Consider the following 25,788-nt stretch of genomic DNA (forward strand, 5'->3'; position numbering starts at 1 on the left):
GATGTTCTTTGTTTATGCTGGCAAGGTCATCGCTTGGCTTGCAATTGCTCTCGGGTTGATACGTATCTCAATGGGGCTTTTTGTGGCAACACAAAATGACGGGCACGCCGATGCAATCGCTCGCTATCTCGGAAGCGTAGAGACATCGGGTGACGCGATCGACCAAGGTCTCATTACCTTGGTGATTGGTGTTGTAGTCGGTTTGTTGGCGCATATTGCTGGTCGGCGAAAACACTCGCCTCAACCGGAACTTTATACAGCAAGAGAAGACTAATGGACTTTCTCAACGCCCTTGTGGCGCTTTCCAACTTCGTTCTTGTTCCCGCAATCGCCTATGGCAGCCAGTTGGCGCTTGGTGCTTTGGGGGTGACGCTGATCTACGGCATCCTGCGGTTCTCGAACTTTGCGCATGGCGACACGATGGCCTTTGGCGCGATGATCGCCGTTCTGGTTACGTGGGGCTTGCAAGCCGCAGGGGTCAGCTTTGGGCCGTTGCCGACGGCTCTGCTCGCCCTGCCCTTCGCTATTTTGGGCTGTATCGTTCTGGTGCTGATCACCGATCGGCTGGTCTATCGCTTTTACCGCGAACAAAAAGCCAAACCTGTTATTCTGGTGATCGTGTCCATGGGCGTGATGTTCATCATGAACGGTATCGTCCGGTTTATCATCGGGCCGGATGATCAGAGATTCTCGGACGGTGCTCGTTTCCTGATCAAGGCGCGGGACTTCAAGGCCTGGACAGGGCTTAACGAAGGTCTCGCTATCAAGACTTCTCAGGCCATAACGGTCGTTGTCGCAGTGATTGCCGTGGCCGCTCTGTTTTGGTTTTTGAACAAAACCCGGACCGGCAAGTCGATGCGCGCCTATTCAGACAATGAGGATCTGGCGCTGCTGTCCGGCATCAACCCCGAGCGTGTGGTGATGATCACCTGGATCATCGTGGCCGCGCTGGCGACCACGGCGGGCGTCCTTTACGGCCTCGACAAGAGCTTCAAACCCTTCGTCTATTTCCAGCTTCTGCTGCCGATCTTTGCCTCGGCCATTGTCGGCGGTTTGGGCAACCCTCTGGGCGCCATCGCGGGTGGGTTCATCATCGCGTTTTCCGAGGTGACCATCACATACGCCTGGAAGAAGGTGCTGACCTATCTGGCTCCGGAAAATCTGGAACCGTCGGGATTGGTTCAGTTCCTCTCTACCGATTACAAATTCGCCGTCAGCTTTGCCATCCTGCTGATCGTGCTTCTGTTTAAGCCCACAGGCCTGTTCAAAGGAAAATCGGTATGAGCGAGGTTACCAAGAACACCCTGCTTTTCGTCACAGTTGGCGCGCTGATCCTTTTGACGGGATTCACGCAAAGTTGGAACGCCGCGATCCTGATCCTGAACATGGGGCTGATCTCGGCCATCATGTCGATTGGTGTGAACCTGCAATGGGGATTTGCGGGCCTTTTCAACGTTGGCGTCATGGGCTTTGTGGCTTTGGGTGGGCTGGCCGTTGTCCTGATCTCGACCCCGCCAACGCCCGGGGCATGGTCCGAGGGCGGTTATGGCGTCATTCTGGCGCTGCTTCTGGGGGCCGCGACTGTTGTTGCGACCGTCATGGTCGCTCAGAAGATGCCCAAAGGGCGCGCGCGGACACTGGCTATCGTCGGAATCCTCATCGTCGGCTTCTTTGTTTACCGTGCGATCTTTGACCCGAACGTCGCCGCGATTGAGGCGATTGATCCTGCCGTTGCCGGCAATATCGGTGGTCTGAACCTGCCGGTCTTGCTTGCCTGGCCTGCCGGAGGGTTACTGGCCGCAGGGGCGGCATGGCTAATTGGCAAGACAGCTCTGGGTTTGCGTTCGGACTATCTGGCGATTGCGACCCTTGGTATTGCCGAGATCATCATTGCCGTCATGAAGAACGAGGACTGGCTGGCCCGTGGCGTCAAGAACGTCTATGGCATCCCGCGCCCCTCGCCCGTGGTGGGCTATGAAGTTGAGCTGCAGCAAGACCCTTCATTCCTTGCGCGGGCGGACTGGCTGGGGCTTGATCCGGTGATCGCCTCGACCCTTTCGGTCAAGCTGGGCTATTCGCTGCTGTTCCTGATCGTTCTGCTGGTTCTGCTCTGGATGGCGCAGATGGCGCTCAAAAGCCCATGGGGCCGGATGATGCGCGCCATTCGTGACAATGAAGTCGCGGCTGAGGCGATGGGCAAAGATGTCACCCGCCGCCACCTACAGATCTTTGTGCTTGGCTCTGCCATCTGCGGTATCGCCGGTGCGATGATGACCACGCTGGACGGTCAGCTGACGCCGGGCACCTACAACCCCTTGCGCTTTACCTTCCTTGTCTGGGTAATGGTAATTGTCGGTGGGTCGGGCAACAATTTCGGCGCCGTGCTGGGTGCGTTCCTGATCTGGTTTTTGTGGGTCCAGGTCGAACCGATGGGCCTGTGGCTGATGAACCTGATTACCTCGGGCATGCCGGATGGCAGCGCGCTGAAGGCGCATCTGATCGAAAGCGCGGCGCATATGCGGTTGTTCACCATGGGTCTGGTCTTGCTGATTGTTCTCAGATTCAGCCCCCGAGGGCTAATCCCCGAGAAATAGTCGCATCGCGATCACAATCCAGAAGCCGCGCCCCTCAACCGGCGCGGCTTCTTGATTTTTAAAGAGGTTTCTGAGTACACGAGACTACCGCTCGTTGTTCGGACTTTTGGGGTCCGGCCTATGCTCAGAAGAAACCCGACCGATCTCTACGATCATTCGCACTCAATTGATGAGAGTATCAGACTTGACCAAGAAAACACTGATCACCAAAGCCGTTGTCATGCTGCCGGTTCTGGCCGCGCTGACGGCTTGTATTCCGTCGCCCGAAGACCTTGAGACCACTCCTGTTCAGGTCAACACTCCGCAGGGCGTCGTAACCTGTCAGCTTTACCGACATGATCGTGTGACCTGGGACCGAGCAATTGATTTCCCGGCCACAAAGATGTCGGTCAAACAAGCTGATGCCTATTGCCGTCAGGAAGGCCAGCGCCGCCTGAAGTAAGCCGGTTGGCGCCCTGTGCTGGGCGCCTCCGATCAGCGATTTCGGAACAACCCGCCCAGAATACCCCGCACGATGCGACGGCCGGTTGTTCCCTTCAGCTCCTTGATGACGGCCTCACTCATCGCCGTTGCAAATGTGTCTTTCTTACGCACCACCCGAGACGTTGAACGCCCAACCCGGCTACCTGAATACCGGCGCGCCGAGCTGTATTCGCGCTCTATCGGGGTTTGTTGTTCGATGATCTCTTCCGCCTCCGCGGCCTCGGCCTCTTTGGCGGCAGCCTCCGCACGGGCTTGCAGGATTTCAAAGGCCGATTTGCGATCGACGGGCGTGTCATATTTCGCCGCCATCGGAGAGGCTTGCAGGATACCCTGACGCTCAGGTTCCGAAATTGGCCCAAGCTGCGATCCCGGTGGGCGAATCAAAGTCTGCTCGACAATCCCCGGCACGCCTTTCTTCTGCAGCATCGAGGTCACGGCCTCACCAACGCCCACCTCTCGGATCGCGGCCTCGGTATCGAAGGCGGGATTCTCGCGGTAGGTTTCCGCCGCCATACGAAGGTTCTTTCGGTCCCGCGCGGTAAAGGCGCGTAGCGCGTGTTGTACCCGGTTGCCCAACTGCCCCAGAATATCCTCGGGAATGTCAGCGGGGTTCTGCGTGATGAAATAGACCCCAACCCCCTTGGAGCGGATCAGGCGTGCGACCTGCTCGACCTTGTCGACCAGAACCTTGGGCGCATCATCAAACAGAAGATGCGCTTCGTCGAAAAAGAAGACCAGCTTGGGCTTTTCCGGATCTCCGACCTCGGGCAGTTCCTCGAACAGCTCACTCAGCAGCCACAACAGGAACGTGGCATAGAGCCGAGGCGCGCCCATCAGCTTGTCCGAGGCCAGTATGTTCACCATCCCCTGCCCGTTTTCATCCGTTCGCATCAGATCTGCCAGATCCAGCGCGGGTTCTCCGAACAGCTTGGTGCCGCCTTGGTTTTCTAACACCAGAAGACGGCGCTGGATGGCTCCAATAGAGGCCGTTGAGACATTGCCATAACGCAGAGACAGCTGCGCCCTGTTCTCACCGATCCACACCAGAAGCGCCTGAAGATCCTTGAGATCCAGAAGCGGCATCCCTTCTTCATCGGCGACCCGGAACGCGATATTAAGAATCCCCTCCTGCGCTTCGCTCAGTTCCATAAGGCGCGACAACAGCAGAGGTCCCATTTCGGTCACGGTGGTACGGACCGGGTGCCCCTGTTCACCGAACAGGTCCCAGAACGTGACCGGACATGCGGCGTAGGAGAAATCAGTAAAGCCAATTCGTTCTGCGCGCTCGGTAAACGCCTGATGCAACTTATGGGTTTCGCTGCCTGCCAGAGCCAAGCCGGACAGGTCTCCTTTGCCGTCCGACAGGAAAACAGGCACGCCCGCTTGCGAAAAACCTTCGGCCAGGATCTGGAGAGTGACCGTCTTGCCCGTCCCCGTGGCCCCTGCGATCAGCCCGTGGCGGTTCGCATATTTCAGCGTCAAACCTTGCGGCGTTCCGTATCCGTCTCCAGCACCGCCCAGAAAAATCTCTTTACCCATGTAATTGCAGCCTTTTTTCACTGATCCGCAACCAGCATACAAACTTAACCTTTGGCTGCCATAGTCTATTCGTTCCCTTTGTGGCCCCGGGTTGCGAAGGGGACACTTCCTCCCTGTCGACTGGCCGTGCCTTCGGGCACGGTTTTTTTCACGGAAGTGGGCGAATAAAACTGTGCTGATTAGTGCATTAAATTTTTCTGTTAGCGGTTGACCCCTGCTCCCCCCTTTCGTAACGTCTGCGCATAACTAAGTCGGCCAGTCCGACGGGGAGAAAAATTTTGGGAAGAGGGCTGCTCCACCAGCCCTCTTTTCTTTTGCCTGTATTGGTTCTTGAGCGTGGTTTGGCCCAAGAAAACGCTCACATTGATCTCAGCCATTCGGTTAACGACTGACAGCCGCGGCGAAGGATGCTAGATGAGGCAAAACAAACAGCAAACCGAGGCATTCATGTTCAAGAAACTCCTCTCGTTTAATACTCTGGCAGCCGTTCTGATGTGTGGAGCGGTTAGCGCGCAGGAAACGACCTCCGAAGGCACGACCACTGAAGGCACTGGGGCCGATGCGGGCGCGGGCCTCGATTTGGGCCAATCCGGCCCGCGTGCGGGTGAGCAATTTGTCAAAGAAGAATCCGGCGATTGGGATGTCTCCTGCATCAAGGCGCCGGAAGGCGAAGATCCTTGTGCGATCGTGCAGGTTCTGAACGGCCCTCAGGGTGATCCGATTGCAGAAGTGTCCATCGGCAAGCTGCCCGAAGGCGGAGCGGCTGTTGCATGGGCCAATGTGATCGTACCGTTGGAGACCCTGCTACAAGCGCAACTGGCCCTGTCGATCGACGGCGCACCGCGCAAGCTCTACAACTACCACCATTGTCTGCCTGTTGGCTGTGTCGCGCAGCTGGGCCTCAGCCAGGGTGACATTGACGCGATGAAAGCGGGCAGCAAAGCGACCTTCTCGCTGGTTCCCGCACGCTTCCCCGATCAGGTCATAACAATGGATATGTCCCTGTCGGGCTTCACTTCGGGCTTTGACGGGCTGGCCGTTAACGTCAACTAAGTCAGCTGCGAATAGAGATCGCCGCCGCAGCTTTGTGGCGGTGGTTTTCTTTGCAGTTCAGACGCTTTTGAGCGCCAAGACCGCATTCAACCCGCCAAACGCAAACGCATTGCTGAGCGCCACGTCGACCTTAGCTTCACGCGCGACGTTTGGCACCACGTCCAGCGCACATTCCGGGTCAGGTTCTTCATAACCGATGGTGGGCGCGATAACGCCGTCCCGCAGCGCCATGATGCAGGCCAAAAGCTCCACCGCTCCGGTGCCTCCGATCAAGTGGCCGTGCATGGATTTCGTCGATGAGATCATCAGATCATCCGCATGCGGTCCAAACACATCCGCCACGGCGGCGCATTCAGTTTTGTCATTCGCCGCAGTGCCAGTGCCATGCGCGTTGATGTAGCAAACATCGCTGGCGTTCAGCTTGGCATCCGCCAACGCGCCCGCCATCGCTCGTGCGGCACCCTGCTTGCTGGGCATCACGATATCCGAGGCGTCCGAAGACATGGCGAATCCCACAACCTCACACAGGATATCAGCGCCGCGGGCGCGGGCATGTTCGTATTCCTCGAACACAAAGACACCGGCACCCTCGCCCTGCACCATCCCGTTGCGGTTGGCGCTGAAGGGGCGGCAGGCATCCTTGGACATCACGCGCAGACCTTCCCAGGCCTTAACACCGCCGAAACATAGCATAGATTCGGAACCACCCGTGATCATCGCAGGTGCGGCACCGCTGCGCACCATCTGAAACGCCTGCGCCATAGCATGGTTCGACGACGCGCAGGCCGTCGAAACCGTAAAACTGGGGCCTTTCAGGTTATGCTCCATTGAGACATGGCTGGCAGCCGCGTTGTTCATCAGCTTGGGCACCACAAAGGGATGCACCCGGTTCTTGCCGTCCTCATAGACCGAGCGGTAATTGTCATCCCAGGTCGAGACGCCTCCACCCGCCGTGCCCAGAACCACTCCGGATCGTGCCGCGAGCTCGCCGTGGAACTGAATGCCCGACTGGTCGATCGCCTCCTTCGCGGCCGTTAGGGTGAACTGCGTGAACCGATCATAGAGAGACATCTGCTGGCGGTTAAAGCGCCCTTCGGCTTCAAATCCCCGCACCTGACCGCCGATCTTGATCGCCAGACGGTCAACATCGCGGAATTCCAAGTCCGAGATACCACAACGCCCTTCGCGCATGGCCTCGAGCGTGTCGGGGACCGAATGACCCAGCGAGTTGATGGTACCCGCCCCGGTAATGACAACCCGTTTCATTGTTTCGGGTCAGACCTTTTCCGACACAAGCTGTTCGATGCCGGCAATGATCGCGGCCACGTTCGAGATGTCGAAATCATTCGCCTCGGGCTCATTTGCGTTGAAGGGAACTGAGATATCGAACTCTTCCTCGATGGCAAAGATGCTTTCGACCAGACCCAGGCTGTCGATGCCCAGATCCGCAAGTGTGCTGTCGGGTGTGACATCCGATGGCTCCAGAACGGCCTGCTCTGCAATGATTGCGATGACGCGGTCGCTGATGCTCATGTTGATCCCCTGGCTATCAATCTGAGGATGATTTAATCGCTCGGAGACTGTTTGAAAACAGCCTTTTTCAATGCCTCGACGTCGCGAGCCATGCGCGGCAAGCGGCGTTGAGCCTTGTAGATCTCGGTATGGGTTTCCATCTTGACGCTCGGATAGCCCATGACCACACGTCCGGCCGGTACGTTGGACAGGATCTTGGTGGCGCCCCCCGCGATCACGCCATCGCCGACGAAGATATTGTCGGCCACGCCAGTCTGACCGCCAAGAACCACGTTGTTTCCCACATCGACTGAGCCGGACAATCCACTTTGACCGCACAGCAGACAATCGCGCCCTATGCGCGTGTTATGCCCCACATGCACAAGGTTATCGAGCTTCGAACCATCGCCAATCCGCGTGTTTCGGATCGTGCCATTGTCGATCGTACAGTTAGAGCCGACCTCGACATCGTCCCCGATTTCCACTGCGCCCAGAGAATGGATGCGCAGCCAGCTTTGCGCTTTTGCATCGCCTTGATCGCCCAACGTCTTGCGCGCGTTTTCAACACCTGAAATCTCAGGAGTAACAAAGCTGAACCCGTCGGAACCAATACGCGCGCCGGGTTGGGCGATGAAGCGGTCTCCGATTTGCGCACGCGCGCCGATGCTGACCATTTCGCGCAGATGGGATTGCTCACCCAACACCACGTCCATTCCGATTGTACAGTGCGGACCGATCACCGATCCCGCGCCAATCTTCGCCCGCGCGCCGATAACGGCCAGCGGGCCGATCGAAACGCCCTCACCGATCTCGGCCGCCGGGTCGATCACAGCCGAGGGGTGAACCCCCGGTTCAACACCCTGCCCCCGGTCCAGCATTGTCGTGATACCAGCCATCGCCATGCGCGGGCGCGTAACAAAGATCGCAGCGCGCAGGCCCATTGCTTGCCAATCCGCGCCTTCCCACAGCATTGCCGCGCGGGCCTCACCGCCCGAAAGCGTTTCGGCATATTTGGGGGACATTGCCATCGCCAGATCGGTTGGTCCGGCATCACCCGGTTCAGCGGCCCGAAGAATTGTCAGGTCTGTTTCACCCTGACACTCGGCCCCAAGGCTGTCGGCGATCTGTTGGATGGTGAACTGCATAGCGGGCGTCCTCTTGGGCAGGATGTACCCTGAGTGCTTACCCCTGAACGTCCGGCAGGGCCACCCCTGCCTTTTGCAGCGCGTCCCAAATTTTGGCATCACGGTTATAGACGTCGCGGCGATACTGAACTTCACCTTTCGGGCCTATATAGGCAGTGCGATAGATCAGGTGGACGGGCACTTTTTTGTCCAACTTCACCGTCGTTTCTTTGCCGGTATTTAACACACGGTGGAAGAACGCCTTGGGGTCCTTTTCCTGCTTAGACAGCAGCGCATAGGCGAACTCGAAAGGTTGCGCCAGTCGGATGCACCCGTGGGAGAACGCCCGAACCTCACGCGCAAACAGAGATTTCTGAGGCGTATCATGGAGATAGATGTTGTACTTATTGGGGAACATGAACTTCACGAGCCCAAGCGCATTGCTTTTGCTGGGCGGCTGACGCATCGCGAACGGGAAGTTGCGTGCGGTGAATTGGGTGAAGTCGACTGCCCCTCGATTGACCTGGCGACCACTGCGATCCGTGATCTGGATATGGCCCACCGCGTTCGGATTTGATTGCAGCTTGGGCAGGTATTCCTTGGTGATGATCGAGCGTGGCACATACCAGCTGGGATTGATCACCATATGTTCCATCTCGTCTGAGAATTCCGGGCTGCGGCGATCATGTACGTTTTTGCCGATCACGGCGCGGGTCTCAAAGGTGACCAGTCCGTCATCCACGATCTTTGCCGAGAAGTCGGCCTGATTGACCAAAATATGCCGCTGGCCCCGATCGCGCGGCAGCCAACGTTCCCGCTCCATGGCAACATAGACGGCTTTCAACCGATCCGAAGCCGGTCGGTTCAGCTCTGTGATGGTACCTTGTCCGGCCACACCGTCCGATTCCAGTCCATGTGCTGTTTGGAACGCCTGAACGGCCGCAAGCAGATCGTCACCAAATTCTGGACTGGCCGTGGGCTTAAGGTAATCCATCGCAACAAGCCGATTGCGCAGTTTGATCACATTCGGACCGGTATCACCGTATTCCAGTTTAGCCACTGGAACGGTCGGCCCCCATCCGCCCTGGCGGATCAGGTTCTCCAACGCGATCTTTTGCTTCATCAAGGCGCGATATTGGGCAGTCTGCGGGATCAGAGTTTCAAAATACGCCGCACCTTCGGTATTGAGTGCCTCAAGATGCTGGTTTGCATCACGGCGTTTAACCTCGCGCACAAGGCCGTCGTCAATACTGGCTGGCCGCAAGGCGCCGGAATAGATGTCATTTGCGTAGGTCAGGAAGACACGGGACAGCTCAGCCTCGACCGTACCCAAATCGCGAACAGATCGCGCGTCGGCCATCTGATCGACCAGGGCCTGCACATCAAATGCAGCGGGCAATCCATGGCGCTGGATCTCGGAAAGTGCTTTGATCAGCGCCGCACGACGTTTGGCGTGTTCTGGTGTATCGCCGACCCATAGAGGGGCAAAGCCATTGCTGCGGTAAAATTCGGCAATCTGATCAGAGGGCGAGGTATTCTCGGCAACCGCCATCCGGAACGCAGTGTTCGAACCTTCGCCTGATGACGCGTTCGCCATAGAAGCCGTCGCCAGAAAACAGGCGGTGAAAACAAAACTGGTAATGGTCCGTAACACTGAGAGCATGGGATGGCCTTGGTTCTTCAATAACTTATGCGATGTCTGCCGAAGCTTTATTTTATATATGGTTTTCAGCCATTGGGCTTGTCTATTCACAAATACCTTACCTTTTTTCTTCTCTTGCACCCTGATGCGCGTTTGCATCTACCCGATGCCGAAAACACTCAGTTGCTCAATAAAATGACTCATTTGCATCACCTGCGCAAAAAACTGCCGAAAATTCCCCCTAACAAAGGTGCATTCCAAAGACTTCTTGGCCGACGATTCCAACTGTGCCATACATTCGCCATCTGGGATGGGAAAATATTAATACAGCGCGCGTAACATCGTGCGCAGGCAGGAACAGTACGGGACGAAACAAAAATGACCAAGAGCAGTACTTCGGGTATTACCCGTCGTGCCCTTCTGGGCGCATTCGCGGCAACTGCCGTGGCGGCAGCACCGACCTATTCCAATGCAGCAGGTTTCCTTCGTGGTGGTGGTGATATTCGCCGTATCCGCATGTATTCCGGTCGCACGGGTGAGCGGATTGATATGGTTTATTGGGTCGACGGCAGATACATCAAAGACGCCGTGAAAGAAGTGAACCACTTCATGCGCGACTGGCGCACCGATCAGTCGAAAGCGATGGATTTGCGCACAATCGACATCATGGCGGCGTCTCACAACCTTCTGGACGCCGATGAGCCCTATATGCTCCTGTCGGGGTATCGCTCGCCGCAAACCAACGCCATGCTGCGGTCCAAATCGCGCCGGGTAGCGCGGAACTCGCTCCATATGCAGGGACAGGCGGCTGACCTGCGCCTTGCATCCCGCTCGGTTTCGCAGATGGCCAAAGCGGCCATGTCCTGTCGTGCAGGCGGTGTTGGACAATACTACCGTTCGAACTTCGTCCATATGGATTGCGGAGTTGTTCGCAGTTGGCGCGGTTAATCATACTATCGTTTATTGAGATGGACTTGGCAGGCCATTAGGTCTGCCTGCACGTTGTTGCAAAACTCGAATTTTGCTGAAACGAGCTACGGGCATCGGCGGCTTTTGCCCTTTGAAGAGGCAGTCATTGTGAGTCTCTCTAGCCTACTGTAGCCAAAGGTGTTTTTCTAAATCCATCATCTAGCGGTTTCGAAGACCGCTACGGCTAGGCTGAACAAATCATCGAAATTGTTGGAAGTGGCGCACCTGAGAGGATTCGAACCTCTGGCCTCTGCCTTCGGAGGGCAGCGCTCTATCCAGCTGAGCTACAGGTGCCTTGGCCGTTAGCTAACCTTGTTCCGAGCCGGGTGCAACTGGAAAACGGACCGGCTCGGCCGAGATTTAGGCAAAGAGATCATGCGCCAGTTCAAGCGCGTCGATCAGGGTGTCGACCTCATCCGTGGTGTTATAGAGGCCAAAGCTGGCACGACAGGTGGCCGTCACCCCAAGGTGATCCATCAAAGGACCGGCGCAATGGTGACCGGCGCGAACCGCAACGCCTTTCTTGTCCAGAATCGTCGAAACATCATGCGCATGTCCCGCCCCATCCAGCGTGAAGCTGAAGATCGCGGCTTTGTCCGGTCGTGTCCCCTGAACCTGCAACCAGTTCAGACCGGTGAGACGCTGCATAGCATAATCGCGCAGACCTGCCTCGTGACTGGCAATATTCGCCATCCCCAGATCCATCATGTAGTCCAGCGCGACGCCTAGACCGATGGTTTGGACGATGCCCGGCGTGCCAGCCTCAAACTTCATCGGTGGATCATTGTAGATAACCTGATCCTTGCTGACCTCTTTGATCATGTCGCCGCCGCCTATGAAGGGGCGCATTTCGGCCATACGCTCGGATTTGATAAAGATCGCGCCGGAACCGGAGGGGCCATAGAGTTTGTGCCCAGTGATGGCATAGAAATCGCAACCGATATCCTGCACGTTGACCGGCATGTGAACCGCACCCTGGCTGCCATCAACCAGAACCGGCACACCCTTTGCATGCGCGCCTTCGGTGATGGCCTTCACATCGACCACAGTGCCCAACACGTTCGAACATTGCGTGACCGCGACCAGTTTGGTTTTGGGGCTGATCGCGTCAATCACGGCCTGCGGATCAAGCCCGCCATCCGCATCGACATCGACCCATTTCAGCACCACGCCCTGACGCTCACGCAGGAAATGCCAGGGCACGATGTTTGCGTGGTGCTCCATCACGCTGAGGACGATCTCATCCCCCGCTTCAAGCCGAGGCATGGCCCAGCCATAGGCGACCAGATTGATCCCCTCGGTCGTGCCGGAGTTCAGAACAATCTCATCCTCATCCGCAACACCTAGAAAGCGCGCAACAGCGCCGCGCACGGATTCATATTTTTCGGTCGCGAGGTTCGAGAGGTAGTGAAGCCCGCGATGCACGTTGGAGTATTCCTCGGCATAGGCGCGCGTAACGGCATCAATCACGACCTGAGGTTTCTGCGCCGACGCGCCATTGTCCAGATATGTCAGGGGTTTGCCGTTCACCTGCCGCGACAGGATCGGGAAATCAGACCGGATTTTCTGCACATCATACATGAGAGATCTTTCTAGACAGGACCCAACGGGTTGAGAAATAGGACAAAAGGTACCGCCAGCAACGCCGTCAACAAAATGACACCAAAGGACTTGCCCAGAGATCCAAACTTGTGTGCCTCATTCAGAAAATGAAGCGTTATGTAGAGGCTGTAGATGGCCGTCGCCAGGATCAGAGGGGCCATAAAAGCTACCGCGATCAAGCTCAGCACGAGGGTCGCGACCAGTGCTGCAATTTGCAAAAACTGCAGCCAGATCGTCAGGATCATCAGATCTTCAAAACGCCCCGTTCCGCCCAGAAAACGCCCGACATAGAGAAAGGCCAGAATGCTGAACAACATGGTTCCGGCAGATCGTATCAGCACAACCGGAATCGACTGGGATACAGTCGGGCCACCCGATGCGGCGATCGACATATCTATGCCCATCTGCGCGATGCAATTGAGGACAACGGCCAGAAAGAATGCCAACCACAGAACCTCTCGCCCGGGGTTGAGGGCCAAAATCTGTCGCGCCGCTTCGGCAGGTTTTCTGAGCGTCAGGTTCGCCAGCGGGCCCAGGGGGGGTATAGTCATTCAGCCGACCTTTGTGCTTGTCGCAATCCGGATAACCAGAACCAGACAAAAACGGCAACCCAAATCAATCCGACCAAAGTTTGAGTCGGGCCAGGGCCTATGAACCCGGCAACCAGTCCGTTTAGCAAAACCAAAGGTGCTGAGGACAAGAGCGCCCAGAATAAAGCCAATCTGGCACCATAGGCACTGCCCTGCCCGCCCACCAGTAGCGCGACCCAATGAGACACCAAAGCCAGCGTGTAGAAGAACAGCGGCAGGATGAAGACCGAGCCCAAAAGTGCTCCGCCCAGAAGCATGTTCAACTCGACCTGCTCAAGATGCGCGCGGCGCGCTAGGCTGGGCATTTGCGCGATGAACGCCACCACGCAAAAGGCCATGACGAAGATTAGCGCTCGGTCTTCGCGCGGCCCCATATCCAGAAGCCGGCGCACAACGCGCCCCGGCCCCCGGTATGTGGCGACGATATCTGATGAGACCGGCATATCAGCTGTGACGCGAAAGCCAGCCTTCCAGACGGGTCACGATCTCTTCGGCCAGTGTCTCGTCCTCGATCTCATCCACCGCCTCGGCAAGGAAAGCCAGCGTCAGCATGTTGGTGGCGTCCTTCGTCGGAACCCCGCGCGAGCGTAGGTAGAACAAGGCCGTCTCATCAATCGCGCCCGAGGTCGACCCGTGCGAACAGGCGACGTCATCGGCGTAGATTTCTAGCTCGGGTTTGGCGAGGAACTGGCTGTCATCGTCCAGCAAAAGCGACTGGCTGATCTGGTAGCCATCAGTTTTCTGCGCGCCTTCCTTCACAAGGATCTTGCCCTGGAAAACGCCTGTCGCGCCGTTTCGCAGGACCTTTTTGAACACCTGACGACTTTCGCAATTCACCGCGTCGTGAGTTACAAAAACGGTATCGTCGTGGTGAAAATCACCGTCCCCGACGCAGGCTCCGGCCACATGTGCTACGGCGTCGTCACCGGTCAGTTCAACCACCTGCTCGTTGCGGGTCAGCACGCCATTGGCGGTAAGGGTGAACGACTTGTAGGTCGATTCCTGACCAAGCCGCGTGAACATATGGGTCGCGGCCCGGCGTTCATGATCCCGGCCCTGTGCCCGGACATGGTGCAAGGTCCCGTTATCGGCGATGTCGATCTCCATGCATTTGTTGAAGCGCGACGCGGCGGGACCATTTTCGAGGATCGTGGCCTCGGCATCGCTTTCAACACGGATAACGTGGTGCAGGATCGCGTCCGAGTCTTCCGACTCGTGACGGTACACCAGATTGATTGGCTTAGAGGGCTTGCCGGTCACATGGATGGCAACACCGTCGGTCGCGAATGCGGTGTTCAAAGCAGCCAGAGGGCGCTGAACCTGGCTTTGGCCCCGCTCCTCGAGCTTGCCGTAAAGATCTTTGGCCCAGTGGATATCCTTGCAGCAGATATCCTCCAGCCGGTCGATCTTGACACCTTCGAGGCTCAGATCATCCGAGGCTTCGGCATCGAACACACCATCGACGAACACGATCTGCAGCCGATCGACATTGTTGAACACCATCGGCTCGCCCGAGTCGAAAATGGCAGCCTTGGGCGCATCGGCCGAGACCAGCGTATCCGGACGCGTGTATTTCCAGTATTCATCGCGACGGCTTGGAAGACCCATTTCACGTACCCGGGCCAAAGCCCCTTGGCGCGCGGCCTTGGTACAGCCGGGGTCAGGCATCGTCAGTGAGGCCAGACGCTCTTCAGTTGCGGTCTGTTTTGCTTGCGGTAAGGCCATCAGTTCACCTCAGCAAGAATGTCGGAGTAGCCGTTGTTTTCAACTTCCAGCGCCAGCTCAGGACCACCCGATTTCACGATGCGGCCATCGGCCATGATGTGAACGACATCCGGTTTGATGTGGTCCAGCAGACGCTGGTAGTGGGTGATGACCAAGAAGCCACGGCCCTCATTCCGAAGCGCGTTCACGCCTTCAGAGACCAGCTTCATCGCATCCACGTCGAGGCCCGAGTCGGTTTCGTCCAGAATGCACATTTTGGGCTCCAGCATCGCCATCTGAAGGATTTCATTGCGCTTTTTCTCACCGCCCGAGAAGCCGACATTGACCGGACGCTTCAGCATATCCGCGTCGATCTTCAGGGACTTCGCCTTTTCGCGAACGAGTTTCAGGAAGTCAGCGGCCGACAGCTCCTCTTCGCCGCGCGCCTTGCGCTGCGCGTTCACTGCGGTGCGCAGGAAAGTCATGTTGCCGACGCCCGGGATCTCAACCGGGTATTGGAACGCGAGGAACACGCCAGCCGCGGCGCGCTCTTCCGGCTCCATCTCCAACAGGTCTTCGCCGTCCAGAGTGGCCGAGCCGTCGGTGACCTCATAGCCATCGCGCCCCGACAGCACATAGCTGAGCGTGGACTTGCCCGAGCCGTTTGGCCCCATGATCGCATGCACCTTGCCAGCCTCGACCGTCAGGTCGACACCCTTGAGAATTTGCTTGTCTTCTTCTTCAAGCTGCACGTGCAGGTTCTTGATTTCCAGCATGTTTTGTCCTTTTGCGTATCGCAAGAGGGCGCACGGCCCCCGCGTAAATTCTGATTTCAGAGAAGCTTGGGTTTAACCCACAGACCCTTCGAGACTGATGGCCACCAACTGCTGGGCCTCCATCGCAAATTCCATCGGTAGCGCCTGCAGCACGTCCTTGCAGAACCCGTTGACGACAAGCGCCACGGCCTCTTCCTCGTCCATGCCACGTTGACGGCAGTAAAACAGCTGATCGTCGTCCACCTTCGAGGTCGTCGCCTCATGTTCGACGCGACTCGAGTTGTTCTTGACCTCGATATACGGCACTGTGTGCGCCCCGCATTTGTCGCCGATCAGCAAGCTGTCACACTGGGTGTAGTTGCGGCTGTCTTTGGCCTTCGGGTGCATCGAGACCAGACCACGATAGGTGTTCTGCGCCTTGCCCGCGCTGATGCCCTTGGAAACGATGCGTGACTTGGTGTTCTTGCCCAGATGAACCATCTTGGTGCCGGTGTCGGCCTGCTGATAGTTGTTGGCAATCGCGATCGAGTAGAACTCACCCTGGCTTTCTTCTCCACGCAGGATGCAGGACGGGTATTTCCAAGTCACGGCCGAGCCGGTCTCGACCTGCGTCCACATCACCTTGGAGCGATCCCCACGGCAATCGGCACGCTTGGTCACGAAGTTATAAATACCGCCCTTGCCGTTCTCGTCCCCGGGGAACCAGTTCTGAACGGTCGAGTATTTCACCTCGGCGTCTTCTTCGACGATGATCTCGACCACGGCTGCATGCAGCTGCGCGGTGTCGCGCTGAGGCGCGGTGCAGCCTTCCAGATAAGACACGTAGGAGCCTTTGTCAGCGATGATCAAAGTACGCTCGAACTGGCCGGTGTTTTCCGCGTTGATACGGAAATAGGTGCTCAGCTCCATTGGGCAGCGGACACCCGGCGGGATGTAGACGAACGAGCCATCCGAGAACACAGCCGAATTCAGCGTGGCATAGAAGTTGTCCGACACCGGAACCACGGTGCCCAGATATTTCTTCACCAGCTCAGGATGCTCTTTGATCGCTTCCGAGATCGAGCAGAAGATCACGCCGGCCTTCTTCAACTCGGCTTGGAAAGTTGTGCCGACAGAAACCGAGTCAAACACGGCGTCGACAGCCACTTTGCGACCCTCGGCGGGCATATCCTCGGCGCCTTCCACTCCCGCCAGAATCATCTGTTCTTTCAGAGGGATACCGAGCTTTTCGTAAGTAGCCAGAAGCTTGGGGTCGACATCGTCCAGAGATTTGGGTTTCTCTTCCATAGATTTCGGACGGGCATAGTAATACTGGTCCTGAAAGTCGATCTCAGGGTAGTTGACCATGGCCCATTTAGGCTCTTCCATCTTGGTCCAGCGTTCGAAGGCCGACAGACGCCATTCGGTCATCCATTCGGGCTCTTCGTTCTTCTCCGAGATCAGTCGAACGATATCTGGATTCACGCCTTTGGGCGCGTATTCCATCTCGATCTCGGTTTCCCAGCCGTATTTATAAGTGCTGACCTCGCGTACCGCATCCACGGTTTCCTGATCGACACCCTCTTTTACCTGGGTCTGGTCCAAAGCGGCCATTGTTTACCCTCCGTCAGATCACGCGGCCCGCGCGCGATGCTTTTTCTCTTTCTCAAGCCACGTTTCGGCGAAACGCAGCACATCTTCCTTGGTAGTCCGAGGTCCCAGCGACACGCGGATTGCGCTGGCTGCTGTCCCCTCATCAAATCCCATCGCAGTCAGAACAGCGCTGGCGCGGACCTTTCCGCTTGAGCAGGCCGAGCCCGCACTGACCGCAAAACCAGACAGGTCCATCTGCATGACCTGCGTTTCACCCTTCCAACCGGGCGATGCGAAACATGACGTGTTCGGCAGGCGTGTCTGGTCTTTCCCGACAAAAATAGGTGATCTTTCACCAGCCTCAAGGGCGTTTTCTAGAATATTTCTAAATTCTTCGACCTGCTCCCAAACACCATTGGCGAGATCTTGGGCTGCTGCTTCAGCAGCGGCCCCGAACCCCACGATCCCAATGACATTTTCGGTTCCAGAGCGCCGGCCCATCTCTTGCCCGCCGCCCTTGATCTGAGCAGGCAGGTCCGTGCCGCGTTTCATAACGACAGCTCCGATCCCTTTCGGCCCGCCCAGTTTATGCGCAGACACTAGCGCCATCTGAACGTCCATCCAATTGAACGCAATCGGCAGCTTGCCAAACGCCTGGGTCGCATCAGTCACCGACAGCCCCTTGGGCAGTGTCTGCACGATACCCGTTTCCGAGTTGGCAACCTGCAGCGTCGCATTCGCTGGATCGCTCACAGTGGCCATCCCGTCCGAAGAAACCAAGATATCCTCGGCAATCCATGCTCTTACCGCGTCATGCTCAATTGATGCACCGTGCAGATTTCGACCCGCCAAAGCCAAAGCGGCGCCTTCGGTCGAGCCTGAGGTAAATACGATATCCGCACCATCAGCCCCAAAAGCCGATGCCACCTGCGCCCGTGCGCGTTCGATCAAAGCCTTCGCCGCGCGCCCCTCGGCATGGACCGACGATGGGTTCCCGCAGACATCCATTGCCGCGATCATCGCGTCCCGCGCTTCGGGCCGCAAAGGCGTGGTGGCGTTATGATCGAGATAAACACGATTCATGGAGTCATCTTTTCCCAGATATTTCTGAAACTTGTACTCAGAGGCTACGGATTACTCGTCCACAACAGCAAACAGGTTCGGAACCGCCGGACAGGGCGCGAGGTCATTCTTGATCACATCAGACAGGCGGGTCTGATGCAGGAACACATAGACATGTGCGCTGAGGCTTTCCCAAAGCCGGTTCGTGAGGGATTGCGCCCGGCTGCCCGAGGACGCGCCCGAAGCTCCGGCGCCCTTGGCCATTGCATCCACCGTCTCATCTACGGCAGACAGAATCTCGACAACGCGGATCTCCGACGGCTGCCGGGCAAGGCGATATCCTCCACCCGGACCACGGGTCGAGGTCACCAGCTCGGCCCGGCGCAGTTTGACGAACAACTGCTCAAGATACGGCAGCGAGATATCCTGCCGTTCCGAGATTTCGCCCAGTGTCACGATCTTGTCCGAGGGCTGCAGCGCAATGTCCGCCAGCGCCACCATGGCATACCGGCCCTTTGTCGACAGCTTCATTGTCATTTCCCTTCGGCAAGTTGGACGCGAAATCATTGACGCCGCCGCCGCCAGTGCGTATCTCCGACTGACAGCGCGTTGCGCAGGATATCACATTTAGAACCGTTCTAAGGTGCCCAACGAATACAGTCAAGTATTTCCCGGCGCCCAAGATAAAGACAGGACCAAAGCACACATGCCCGAGGTGATTTTTCCCGGACCCGAAGGCCGCCTGGAAGGCCGCTACCACCCGCAAAAGGAAAAAGACGCACCGATCGCCATCGTGCTTCACCCGCATCCTCAGTTCGGCGGGACCATGAACAACAAGGTGGTCTATAATCTGCACTACGCGTTCTACAACATGGGCTTCACCGTGTTGCGGTTTAACTTTCGCGGCGTAGGCCGCAGCCAGGGCGAGTATGACCAGGGCGTAGGCGAGTTGAGCGATGCGGCATCGGCGCTGGATTACCTGCAGTCAATGAACAACAACTCCAAGCATTGCTGGGTTGCCGGCTTCTCGTTCGGTGCCTGGATCGGAATGCAGTTGTTGATGCGCCGCCCGGAAATCACCGGTTTTATCAGCGTGTCGCCCCCGGCGAATATGTACGACTTCTCGTTCCTTGCGCCCTGCCCGTCTTCGGGTCTGATCATCAATGGCTCGTCCGACCGCGTGGCGCCTCCGGCGGATACAACCGCGCTGGTCAACAAGTTGCATGAGCAGAAGGGCATCACGATCACGCATAATGAGGTCGAAGGCGCGGATCACTTCTTCCAGGATCAGCACATGGATACGCTCATCACCGATGTCAGCGACTATGTGAAACGCCGCCTGACCGAGAACACGCGCTGATGACAGACACCATCAATACCCTCGCTGCGAAACTGGCCGAGGATACATTGAAGGTCATGGACGAAACCGGCGATGACCGGTTTTACATGGAGGTCGGCAACTTGCTGGCGGCCTCCTCCCAGTCTCTGGAAGAGGCCTTTCTGACCGAGATCCGTGTGCGCCTGTCTGAACGTCAAGCCCGCCAATTCGTGATCAAACGCCTGACAGATCACCGCTCCAAGCTGAAAGCGATTGAAAAACAATGAATGATCGACTGTCCGCGCAAATTGCGTTTCTGAAACAAGCGGACAAGTTGAAGACGGTGGATCGGGCAAACACCCTGCTGGATCAGTCTCGCCCGGAAAACTCTGCAGAACATAGCTGGCATCTGGCGCTTTGGGCGCTGGTCATGGGGCCTCTGGCCAGGCCGGATGTGTCAATTGATCGCGTCATCCGCATGTTGTTGCTTCACGATATTGTCGAGATCATCGTAGGCGACCATCCAATCCACCTCGAGACCGACTGGCAGAGCGTTGCCAAGGCCGAACACGCAGCAGCTTTGGATTTGTTCGGCCTGTTGCCGCCGGACCAGACCCAGAGTTTTCTGGACCTATGGACGGAATTCGAAGCCGATCAGACGCCCGACGCCAAGTTCGCCAAAATGCTCGACCGGTGTCAGCCTCTGTTTCAGGTGCTGTATGCTTCTCCTAAACGGCCCGACCATATTGAAATCGCCCGTGAGAACCTCGCGACCGGGCGCGCGGCTTATCTGAGTGAGGCGCTGCCTCAGGCCTATGAACACGCGGTTGCGTTATTGGCGGATGCGCCGACCGAGGACAACAGTTTTATCCAACGGCTGGCGTTTCTGGTTGAGGCGGATCAGTTGAAATCCGTCATGCGCGCGTCGCGCCTGATGGCGGCTGATCGGTTCGAAAACTCGGCCGAGCACTCGTGGCACATCATGCTGTACGCGTGGGTTCTGGCCGAACATTCCCACGCTGAGGTCCAGTTGAACCGCGTCCTGCACATGCTGCTGCTTCACGATATTGTCGAGATCGACGCGGGAGATCACCCGATCCACGGTCAGGTCGATCACGCCGCCCAAGCCGAAAAGGAAGAGGCCGCAGCGCGACGCCTGTTCGGACTATTGCCCCAGGATCAAACGCAGGCGTTTTCGGATCTCTGGCATGAGTTTGAGAGCGCCAACTCGGCAGATGCGCGGTTCGCCAAGGCTGTTGATCGGTTTCAGACTCCAATTGCCAATCTTGAAACGGGCGGCGGCTCGTGGGTGGACTATGCCGTGACCTACCCTCAGATCGAAGCGCGGGTACGGCCCGCCATCGAACGCGGCGCGCCCGGTCTTTGGGATTGGTTGCAACCGCACTTGGCGGACTACTTCACGGTTTCAGCGAGGGGCTAGGCAAAAGAAAAAGGGCCAAAAACGGCCCTTTTCCCTGCTTGGATCTTGATTAACGCCAAAACTACAAAACAAAGAAACCAACTAACAATTGGGTTGCATCAGAACTGACGGACCCCCCGTCTGCAAGCCACCCTAGCGCCGCAATAAGAGTCGAAGCAAAAACGACGTATTTAATAAACACAGTCATCGAAAAACTCGAAAACAAATCAACAAATACTGCTCTGTTATTTACATAAATTGTGATCAGATCGTAGTCAGGTATACCCGACCTTTATCTTGTGGTGTCACGCACCCAAGCAACCGAATGTGCTTGCCGGGGCAGCCTTTTTCATGTTGAGAATTCGCGCGTGATTTGCATGCAAAAGGTTGAGATCATGCCCAAAGCCTACCTGATCCTGCTGATGGCCGTCTTTGCCGAAACCGTAGGCACAACGGCCTTGCAGGCCAGTCAGCAATTCTCGCGCTTCTGGCCTTCGGTTCTGGTCGTAATCGGTTATGGCGTGGCGTTCTACCTGTTGGGACTGACGTTGAAATACATGCCCGTGGGCATCGTCTATGCGATCTGGTCCGGGCTCGGGATTTTCTTCATCGCCATCATCGGCTTTGTGGTGTTCGGGCAGAAGCTCGACCTGTGGGCAGTTCTGGGGCTGGCCCTGATATTGGCCGGAATCCTGATCATTCATCTGTTTTCAAAGACCGCAGGCCACTGAACGCCGGTTTGGGCTGGTATATTGGGTCAAGCCGCGTTATGCGCCGGGCAACTTCCCGTTCAAAGGCTGACCTCTCATGGACCTGCGCAATATCGCAATCATCGCTCACGTGGACCACGGTAAAACGACCCTGGTGGATGAGCTGCTCAAACAATCCGGCGCGTTCCGGGAAAATCAGGCCGTGGCGGAACGCGCCATGGACAGCAACGATCTGGAACGCGAGCGCGGCATTACCATTCTGGCCAAGGCGACCTCGGTCGAATGGAAAGGCACGCGCATCAACATCGTCGATACCCCCGGTCACGCCGATTTCGGCGGCGAGGTCGAGCGTATCCTCAGCATGGTGGACGGTGTCGTCCTGCTGGTTGACGCGGCTGAAGGCCCGATGCCTCAGACAAAATTCGTGACTTCCAAAGCGCTGGCACTGGGCCTGCGTCCCATCGTCGTCCTGAACAAGGTCGACAAACCCGATGCCGAACCCGACCGTGCTTTGGATGAGTGTTTCGACCTCTTCGCCAACCTCGGCGCAGATGATGATCAGCTGGACTTCCCGGCCATGTACGCATCGGGCCGTTCGGGCTGGGCGGATATGGAGCTGGACGGGCCGCGCAAGGACCTGACCGCGCTGTTCGATCTGGTCGTCGATCACGTGCCTGCGCCGAAACAGGCCGAAAAGAAGGACGAGCCGTTCCGCATGCTGGCCACCACCTTGGGCAGCGACCCGTTCATCGGCCGCATCCTGACGGGTCGTGTGGAAAGCGGTACTCTGAAAGCGGGCGACAGCCTCAAGGCGCTCAGCCGCGATGGCTCGCTGATCGAAAACTTCCGCGCGTCGAAAATCCTGGCCTTCCGCGGTCTGGCCCAACAGCCCATCGATGTGGCCGAGGCCGGTGACATCGTCACTATCGCAGGCATGAGCAAAGCCACCGTTGCCGACTCGCTGGTGGCCCCTCAGGTCGAAGAGCCCCTGCCTGCGCAGCCCATCGACCCACCGACCATCACCGTGACCTTCGGCATCAACGACTCGCCTCTGGCTGGTCGTGACGGCAAAAAGGTGCAGTCCCGCGTCATCCGCGACCGCCTGATGAAAGAGGCAGAGTCGAACGTCGCGATCCGCATTACTGACACGCCCGGCGGCGAGGCGTTCGAAGTGGCCGGTCGAGGCGAATTGCAGATGGGCGTTCTGATCGAGAACATGCGCCGCGAAGGGTTCGAGCTCAGCATCTCTCGTCCGCAGGTTCTGTTCCGCGAGGAAGACGGTCAACGGCTGGAGCCCGTCGAAGAGGTCACGATCGACGTGGATGACGAATACTCGGGCGCAGTCATCGAAAAGATCACCGGTGCGCGTAAGGGCGAACTGGTCGAGATGCGCCCCGCCGGCGCCGGCAAGACCCGGATCATCGCGCATGTGCCGTCCCGTGGCCTGATCGGCTATCATGGAGAGTTCCTGACCGATACCCGCGGGACCGGCGTTCTGAACCGCGTGTTCCATGGCTGGGCCCCACATAAAGGTCAGATCCCAGGCCGTCGCGCAGGCGTTCTGATCTCGATGGAGAATGGCCAGGCCGTTGCTTACGCTCTGTGGAACCTCGAAGAGCGTGGCCGCATGTTCGTTGGACCTCAGACCGATGTCTATCAGGGCATGGTGATTGGTGAACATTCCCGCGACAACGATCTGGAAGTGAACCCGCTGAAAGGCAAGAAGCTGACCAACGTGCGGGCCAGCGGCTCGGACGACGCGGTGCGTCTGACACCCCACATCCAGTTCTCGCTTGAAGAAGCCATCGCCTATATTGATGACGACGAACTGGTCGAGGTGACGCCCAACGCGATCCGTCTTCGCAAGCGATTCCTTGACCCGCATGAGCGGAAACGGATGGCGAAAGCCGGATAAATCGCCGTTCTCGATTGGGAAACAATGCCATTTTTGTGACATTATTTCCTCAATCCTAAAAAATGGCATTCTAGGAAAGGCCAGCCATCGGCTGGCCTTTCTTATTGGTTTTACATGATTTTTGATATTTTTCCGGTCTTTTGGCAATCTCGCCAAGTGGGCGGCAACTTGCAAGTTCGACCTTAAAAAGGTGTAATCTTGTCCAAAGTGTGACGTCGTTCATACAAGCCCATTTGGTTTTGGTGCATAAGTTCGACGCAGAGATTAACGAGTACCGAGGAGTTCCATCATGGGCATCCATTCCAGCAAATTAAAAGTAATCGCCGCAGCTGTTGCCGTTCAAATGGTAGGCGTTACAGCCGCACAAGCCGCATGTACCGTCTCAACGGCACGTCAGGCTGCAAGCTCGCCCGAGATCCTCTGCGAATGTGACGCCGTCACATCGGGTATGATCCGCTACATTCAGCGTCGCGCAGATTTCGGCAACTTCCTGGCCCGTACGGGTGCGGAATGCCCGCAACTGGCCGCGCTGCTTTCGGACTTACCGACCGCATCCACAGGGTTCGCTGATCAAAGATCCGGAGATGGCAAACCTGATGGAAATCCCGGTACTACGGGTGGTCCGTCTGGAAATCCTCCGGGTGACGACGGCGGTCCCGATGACAATGGCGGCGACGACGGCAAAGGCGGCGACGACGGCAAAGGTGGCGACGACGGCAAAGGCGGCGACGACGGCAAAGGCGGCGACGACGGCAAAGGTGGCGACGACGGCAAAGGCGGCGACGACGGCAAAGGTGGCGACGACGGCAAAGGCGGCGACGTCACATAACAAAGTTCTGAGGTTTCTGATCCTGCTTAGAACACAATTCCAGCTGCAGGTTTGTTGTACACTGCGAGAATCAAAAAGGGCGCCCAAGCAGGCGCCCCTACCTATTCAGATTGTAGATTTGGTCAACTATTCCCGTAAACCCCGACCCAACGGCGCGGCTGCTTTGGGTCTTGCATCCTCAGAAACAGATACCGAGTCGCTTTCCACGGTTTGATGCTGTTGGTCAAGTTGTCCAGAACCAGATCGCCCTGAGCTGATCGATACACCAACACAGCATGCGCGTTCCGACGCGTATCCAGTACCGTGGCAATCAAAAGCTTGCTAGGATCTATTCCTGCTTTGATCAGATTGCGCTTTTTCAACAAGGCAAAGTCTTCGCAATCACCGCCCCGTGTCGTCGGCAAGGCCCAAAACTCACGCTGTCGGTATTGAGATTGGTCTGTAATTGCACGGGTGGACGCGTTGACTTGCAAGTTCACTTTCTTGACGATCTGCATTTCCTGCTTGCTCGTCAACGACGCCGCTCGTTGGCCTGAACAGGCCCAGCTGTACTGACGGCAAAGTTGTTGTGCTCCAGACGGCGGCGGAGAGGTTGAAATCGCAGTGATGAACGCCCCCTCGGACGCTTGCGCCACAGAAGCAGTGAAGAACGACGTCAGGACCAAAGCGCAAATCCCAACGGAGCGCCCTGAAAATCTGGCGACCGACCGAAGACCCGCCGAAAAACCTACTGCCGAATATTTCATACCCGTTCCTCAATCCATGTTGCCCGCGTGAGTCCGGCCAATCAGGGTGTCGAAGTTTTCCGACTTTAACCGCAACTGGCTTTGGTGACGCAATCAATGTTGAAGATCAGGGGTAAAAAAGGCGGAAATTCGTCACAATCCGCGGCAATTTCGGGCAAGAATTGAGGGCAATCCGCCACATTTACGACTGGGTTAGAATGTTTAATCGTTACAATGTATTGTTTTTTAATAAACTTTCAACGCGAACTCGGCTTCCAAGAACGAAATGGAAGCCACGCAATGTTTCATGTGCTGATTTTCGCCGAGACCGTCAAACCGACCCGGCTGCAACAGCTGATTCTCAGTCGGTGATCTCGACAACGACCAATTCACGCTCGCTTGCCCCGCGGGCGTGATCGAGCGCTTCTTGGTATGCGGCGGAGTTATAGCACTCGACCGCGGCCTCAACTGAAGGGAAACGTGCGACCACATTGCGCGGACGCTCCTTCCCTTCGAGCTGAACGTAACGCGCCGCACGCGCGATGAACTCTCCGCCGTGCTGTGCGATCGCGGGTCCCGCCAGCTCGGCGTATTTTCCATAAGCTTCAGTGTCAGTTACCGTGACATGTGCAATCCAAAGAGCAGCCAT

The 25,788-nt window shown here is 57.2% G+C and carries 27 protein-coding genes and 1 tRNA gene; 12 read left to right on the top strand and 16 right to left on the bottom strand.

Annotation, left to right across the window (positions count from 1 at the left end; translation table 11 throughout):
• Nucleotide 1 precedes the first annotated feature (1 nt).
• From ACR0IP_RS02850 to ACR0IP_RS02865, 4 genes are all read left to right on the top strand, one after another.
• Nucleotides 2–274: a hypothetical protein gene (locus ACR0IP_RS02850; protein ID WP_480523678.1), complete on the top strand. Its 273-nt coding sequence runs from the start codon at nt 2–4 to the stop codon at nt 272–274.
• Complete coding sequence (locus tag ACR0IP_RS02855) at nt 274–1,284, top strand: branched-chain amino acid ABC transporter permease (RefSeq protein WP_170458185.1); 1,011 nt, start codon at nt 274–276, stop codon at nt 1,282–1,284. Before ACR0IP_RS02850 ends, ACR0IP_RS02855 begins: the two co-directional genes overlap by 1 nt.
• On the top strand, nt 1,281–2,594 hold the full coding sequence (locus ACR0IP_RS02860; protein ID WP_170548748.1) for a branched-chain amino acid ABC transporter permease: 1,314 nt from the start codon (nt 1,281–1,283) through the stop codon (nt 2,592–2,594). Before ACR0IP_RS02855 ends, ACR0IP_RS02860 begins: the two co-directional genes overlap by 4 nt.
• Nucleotides 2,595–2,778: 184 nt before the next feature.
• Nucleotides 2,779–3,036: a hypothetical protein gene (locus ACR0IP_RS02865; RefSeq protein WP_425082780.1), complete on the top strand. Its 258-nt coding sequence runs from the start codon at nt 2,779–2,781 to the stop codon at nt 3,034–3,036.
• A 32-nt stretch (nt 3,037–3,068) separates the two neighbouring features.
• Here the strand turns inward: ACR0IP_RS02865 and ACR0IP_RS02870 are convergent, their stop codons facing one another.
• A complete protein-coding gene (locus ACR0IP_RS02870) occupies nt 3,069–4,616 on the bottom strand; it encodes a helicase HerA-like domain-containing protein (protein ID WP_480523681.1) in 1,548 nt (515 codons plus the stop codon).
• Between the two features lie 414 nt (nt 4,617–5,030).
• Between ACR0IP_RS02870 and ACR0IP_RS02875 the strand changes: the two genes are divergently transcribed.
• Nucleotides 5,031–5,669, top strand: coding sequence for an invasion associated locus B family protein (locus tag ACR0IP_RS02875; protein ID WP_480523682.1), 639 nt, complete (start codon nt 5,031–5,033; stop codon nt 5,667–5,669).
• A 57-nt stretch (nt 5,670–5,726) separates the two neighbouring features.
• On the opposite strand, the gene ACR0IP_RS02880 is transcribed toward ACR0IP_RS02875, so the two are convergent.
• The 4 genes from ACR0IP_RS02880 to ACR0IP_RS02895 are packed head-to-tail and all read right to left on the bottom strand — an operon-like array spanning nt 5,727 to nt 9,968.
• Nucleotides 5,727–6,935 carry a beta-ketoacyl-[acyl-carrier-protein] synthase family protein gene (locus ACR0IP_RS02880; RefSeq protein WP_170479505.1) on the bottom strand — a complete coding sequence of 403 codons (1,209 nt, stop codon included), beginning with the start codon at nt 6,933–6,935 and terminating at the stop codon, nt 5,727–5,729.
• A gap of 9 nt (nt 6,936–6,944) precedes the next feature.
• On the bottom strand, nt 6,945–7,202 hold the full coding sequence (locus tag ACR0IP_RS02885; protein ID WP_170373697.1) for an acyl carrier protein: 258 nt from the start codon (nt 7,200–7,202) through the stop codon (nt 6,945–6,947).
• A gap of 32 nt (nt 7,203–7,234) precedes the next feature.
• Nucleotides 7,235–8,326, bottom strand: coding sequence for a UDP-3-O-(3-hydroxymyristoyl)glucosamine N-acyltransferase (lpxD, locus tag ACR0IP_RS02890; RefSeq protein WP_170548759.1), 1,092 nt, complete (start codon nt 8,324–8,326; stop codon nt 7,235–7,237).
• Between the two features lie 37 nt (nt 8,327–8,363).
• Entirely contained in the window at nt 8,364–9,968 is a 1,605-nt protein-coding gene (locus ACR0IP_RS02895; protein WP_480523685.1) for a L,D-transpeptidase family protein, read from the bottom strand.
• A 357-nt stretch (nt 9,969–10,325) separates the two neighbouring features.
• Between ACR0IP_RS02895 and mepK the strand changes: the two genes are divergently transcribed.
• On the top strand, nt 10,326–10,895 hold the full coding sequence (gene mepK / locus ACR0IP_RS02900; RefSeq protein WP_170688652.1) for a peptidoglycan L,D-endopeptidase MepK: 570 nt from the start codon (nt 10,326–10,328) through the stop codon (nt 10,893–10,895).
• A 238-nt stretch (nt 10,896–11,133) separates the two neighbouring features.
• Here the strand turns inward: mepK and ACR0IP_RS02905 are convergent.
• From ACR0IP_RS02905 to iscR, 9 genes are all read right to left on the bottom strand, one after another.
• A tRNA-Arg gene (locus ACR0IP_RS02905) sits at nt 11,134–11,210 on the bottom strand.
• Nucleotides 11,211–11,276: 66 nt separating this feature from the next.
• Nucleotides 11,277–12,497 (bottom strand): cysteine desulfurase, encoded by a 1,221-nt coding sequence (locus ACR0IP_RS02910; RefSeq protein ID WP_480523687.1) that lies wholly within the window; start codon nt 12,495–12,497, stop codon nt 11,277–11,279.
• Between the two features lie 11 nt (nt 12,498–12,508).
• The gene (locus tag ACR0IP_RS02915; RefSeq protein WP_480523689.1) at nt 12,509–13,069 is read right to left on the bottom strand and encodes a Yip1 family protein; all 561 of its coding nucleotides are present in this window, start codon (nt 13,067–13,069) and stop codon (nt 12,509–12,511) included.
• The gene (locus tag ACR0IP_RS02920; RefSeq protein WP_480523691.1) at nt 13,066–13,551 is read right to left on the bottom strand and encodes a YIP1 family protein; all 486 of its coding nucleotides are present in this window, start codon (nt 13,549–13,551) and stop codon (nt 13,066–13,068) included. Before ACR0IP_RS02920 ends, ACR0IP_RS02915 begins: the two co-directional genes overlap by 4 nt.
• Before the next feature lies 1 nt (nt 13,552).
• Nucleotides 13,553–14,833: a Fe-S cluster assembly protein SufD gene (gene sufD / locus ACR0IP_RS02925; protein ID WP_480523693.1), complete on the bottom strand. Its 1,281-nt coding sequence runs from the start codon at nt 14,831–14,833 to the stop codon at nt 13,553–13,555.
• Nucleotides 14,833–15,588 carry a Fe-S cluster assembly ATPase SufC gene (gene sufC, locus ACR0IP_RS02930; RefSeq protein ID WP_480523695.1) on the bottom strand — a complete coding sequence of 252 codons (756 nt, stop codon included), beginning with the start codon at nt 15,586–15,588 and terminating at the stop codon, nt 14,833–14,835. The genes sufD and sufC overlap by 1 nt, the downstream gene beginning before the upstream one ends.
• A gap of 72 nt (nt 15,589–15,660) precedes the next feature.
• The gene (gene sufB, locus ACR0IP_RS02935; protein WP_170764253.1) at nt 15,661–17,181 is read right to left on the bottom strand and encodes a Fe-S cluster assembly protein SufB; all 1,521 of its coding nucleotides are present in this window, start codon (nt 17,179–17,181) and stop codon (nt 15,661–15,663) included.
• Between the two features lie 18 nt (nt 17,182–17,199).
• Nucleotides 17,200–18,243, bottom strand: coding sequence for a cysteine desulfurase family protein (locus tag ACR0IP_RS02940; protein ID WP_170373687.1), 1,044 nt, complete (start codon nt 18,241–18,243; stop codon nt 17,200–17,202).
• A 51-nt stretch (nt 18,244–18,294) separates the two neighbouring features.
• Nucleotides 18,295–18,753 (bottom strand): Fe-S cluster assembly transcriptional regulator IscR, encoded by a 459-nt coding sequence (gene iscR, locus ACR0IP_RS02945; protein ID WP_170373686.1) that lies wholly within the window; start codon nt 18,751–18,753, stop codon nt 18,295–18,297.
• A 175-nt stretch (nt 18,754–18,928) separates the two neighbouring features.
• Between iscR and ACR0IP_RS02950 the strand changes: the two genes are divergently transcribed.
• The 6 genes from ACR0IP_RS02950 to ACR0IP_RS02975 all read left to right on the top strand — a co-directional run bounded on the left by ACR0IP_RS02950 (nt 18,929) and on the right by ACR0IP_RS02975 (nt 24,414).
• Nucleotides 18,929–19,582, top strand: a complete 654-nt coding sequence (locus ACR0IP_RS02950; protein ID WP_170373685.1) for an alpha/beta hydrolase — start codon at nt 18,929–18,931, stop codon at nt 19,580–19,582.
• Complete coding sequence (locus ACR0IP_RS02955) at nt 19,582–19,827, top strand: hypothetical protein (RefSeq protein ID WP_170373684.1); 246 nt, start codon at nt 19,582–19,584, stop codon at nt 19,825–19,827. Before ACR0IP_RS02950 ends, ACR0IP_RS02955 begins: the two co-directional genes overlap by 1 nt.
• Nucleotides 19,824–20,981, top strand: coding sequence for an HD domain-containing protein (locus tag ACR0IP_RS02960; protein ID WP_480523698.1), 1,158 nt, complete (start codon nt 19,824–19,826; stop codon nt 20,979–20,981). The genes ACR0IP_RS02955 and ACR0IP_RS02960 overlap by 4 nt, the downstream gene beginning before the upstream one ends.
• Nucleotides 20,982–21,355: 374 nt before the next feature.
• Entirely contained in the window at nt 21,356–21,691 is a 336-nt protein-coding gene (locus tag ACR0IP_RS02965) for a DMT family transporter (protein WP_480523700.1), read from the top strand.
• 76 nt (nt 21,692–21,767) lie between these two features.
• Complete coding sequence (typA, locus tag ACR0IP_RS02970; RefSeq protein ID WP_480523702.1) at nt 21,768–23,585, top strand: translational GTPase TypA; 1,818 nt, start codon at nt 21,768–21,770, stop codon at nt 23,583–23,585.
• A gap of 289 nt (nt 23,586–23,874) precedes the next feature.
• A complete protein-coding gene (locus ACR0IP_RS02975; protein WP_480523704.1) occupies nt 23,875–24,414 on the top strand; it encodes a hypothetical protein in 540 nt (179 codons plus the stop codon).
• Nucleotides 24,415–24,536: 122 nt separating this feature from the next.
• On the opposite strand, the gene ACR0IP_RS02980 is transcribed toward ACR0IP_RS02975, so the two are convergent.
• Entirely contained in the window at nt 24,537–25,160 is a 624-nt protein-coding gene (locus tag ACR0IP_RS02980) for a transglutaminase-like cysteine peptidase (RefSeq protein WP_170688642.1), read from the bottom strand.
• A gap of 340 nt (nt 25,161–25,500) precedes the next feature.
• Nucleotides 25,501–25,788: a DUF1330 domain-containing protein gene (locus tag ACR0IP_RS02985; RefSeq protein WP_170638730.1), complete on the bottom strand. Its 288-nt coding sequence runs from the start codon at nt 25,786–25,788 to the stop codon at nt 25,501–25,503.

The organism is Ruegeria sp. AL11 (assembly GCF_056540865.1).

What these genes read in the sequence shown, in the direction of transcription:
- ACR0IP_RS02870 (WP_480523681.1), bottom strand. Translation starts at nt 4,616, where the DNA reads ATGGGTAAAGAGATTTTTCTGGGCGGTGCTGGAGACGGATACGGAACG.
- ACR0IP_RS02850 (WP_480523678.1), top strand. Translation starts at nt 2, where the DNA reads ATGTTCTTTGTTTATGCTGGCAAGGTCATCGCTTGGCTTGCAATTGCT.
- sufB (WP_170764253.1), bottom strand. Translation starts at nt 17,181, where the DNA reads ATGGCCGCTTTGGACCAGACCCAGGTAAAAGAGGGTGTCGATCAGGAA.
- sufC (WP_480523695.1), bottom strand. Translation starts at nt 15,588, where the DNA reads ATGCTGGAAATCAAGAACCTGCACGTGCAGCTTGAAGAAGAAGACAAG.
- lpxD (WP_170548759.1), bottom strand. Translation starts at nt 8,326, where the DNA reads ATGCAGTTCACCATCCAACAGATCGCCGACAGCCTTGGGGCCGAGTGT.
- ACR0IP_RS02880 (WP_170479505.1), bottom strand. Translation starts at nt 6,935, where the DNA reads ATGAAACGGGTTGTCATTACCGGGGCGGGTACCATCAACTCGCTGGGT.
- ACR0IP_RS02985 (WP_170638730.1), bottom strand. Translation starts at nt 25,788, where the DNA reads ATGGCTGCTCTTTGGATTGCACATGTCACGGTAACTGACACTGAAGCT.
- ACR0IP_RS02885 (WP_170373697.1), bottom strand. Translation starts at nt 7,202, where the DNA reads ATGAGCATCAGCGACCGCGTCATCGCAATCATTGCAGAGCAGGCCGTT.
- ACR0IP_RS02975 (WP_480523704.1), top strand. Translation starts at nt 23,875, where the DNA reads ATGGGCATCCATTCCAGCAAATTAAAAGTAATCGCCGCAGCTGTTGCC.
- ACR0IP_RS02950 (WP_170373685.1), top strand. Translation starts at nt 18,929, where the DNA reads ATGCCCGAGGTGATTTTTCCCGGACCCGAAGGCCGCCTGGAAGGCCGC.
- mepK (WP_170688652.1), top strand. Translation starts at nt 10,326, where the DNA reads ATGACCAAGAGCAGTACTTCGGGTATTACCCGTCGTGCCCTTCTGGGC.
- ACR0IP_RS02855 (WP_170458185.1), top strand. Translation starts at nt 274, where the DNA reads ATGGACTTTCTCAACGCCCTTGTGGCGCTTTCCAACTTCGTTCTTGTT.
- ACR0IP_RS02960 (WP_480523698.1), top strand. Translation starts at nt 19,824, where the DNA reads ATGAATGATCGACTGTCCGCGCAAATTGCGTTTCTGAAACAAGCGGAC.
- ACR0IP_RS02955 (WP_170373684.1), top strand. Translation starts at nt 19,582, where the DNA reads ATGACAGACACCATCAATACCCTCGCTGCGAAACTGGCCGAGGATACA.
- ACR0IP_RS02875 (WP_480523682.1), top strand. Translation starts at nt 5,031, where the DNA reads ATGAGGCAAAACAAACAGCAAACCGAGGCATTCATGTTCAAGAAACTC.
- typA (WP_480523702.1), top strand. Translation starts at nt 21,768, where the DNA reads ATGGACCTGCGCAATATCGCAATCATCGCTCACGTGGACCACGGTAAA.
- ACR0IP_RS02895 (WP_480523685.1), bottom strand. Translation starts at nt 9,968, where the DNA reads ATGCTCTCAGTGTTACGGACCATTACCAGTTTTGTTTTCACCGCCTGT.
- ACR0IP_RS02910 (WP_480523687.1), bottom strand. Translation starts at nt 12,497, where the DNA reads ATGTATGATGTGCAGAAAATCCGGTCTGATTTCCCGATCCTGTCGCGG.
- ACR0IP_RS02920 (WP_480523691.1), bottom strand. Translation starts at nt 13,551, where the DNA reads ATGCCGGTCTCATCAGATATCGTCGCCACATACCGGGGGCCGGGGCGC.
- iscR (WP_170373686.1), bottom strand. Translation starts at nt 18,753, where the DNA reads ATGAAGCTGTCGACAAAGGGCCGGTATGCCATGGTGGCGCTGGCGGAC.
- sufD (WP_480523693.1), bottom strand. Translation starts at nt 14,833, where the DNA reads ATGGCCTTACCGCAAGCAAAACAGACCGCAACTGAAGAGCGTCTGGCC.
- ACR0IP_RS02980 (WP_170688642.1), bottom strand. Translation starts at nt 25,160, where the DNA reads ATGAAATATTCGGCAGTAGGTTTTTCGGCGGGTCTTCGGTCGGTCGCC.
- ACR0IP_RS02965 (WP_480523700.1), top strand. Translation starts at nt 21,356, where the DNA reads ATGCCCAAAGCCTACCTGATCCTGCTGATGGCCGTCTTTGCCGAAACC.
- ACR0IP_RS02915 (WP_480523689.1), bottom strand. Translation starts at nt 13,069, where the DNA reads ATGACTATACCCCCCCTGGGCCCGCTGGCGAACCTGACGCTCAGAAAA.
- ACR0IP_RS02940 (WP_170373687.1), bottom strand. Translation starts at nt 18,243, where the DNA reads ATGAATCGTGTTTATCTCGATCATAACGCCACCACGCCTTTGCGGCCC.
- ACR0IP_RS02860 (WP_170548748.1), top strand. Translation starts at nt 1,281, where the DNA reads ATGAGCGAGGTTACCAAGAACACCCTGCTTTTCGTCACAGTTGGCGCG.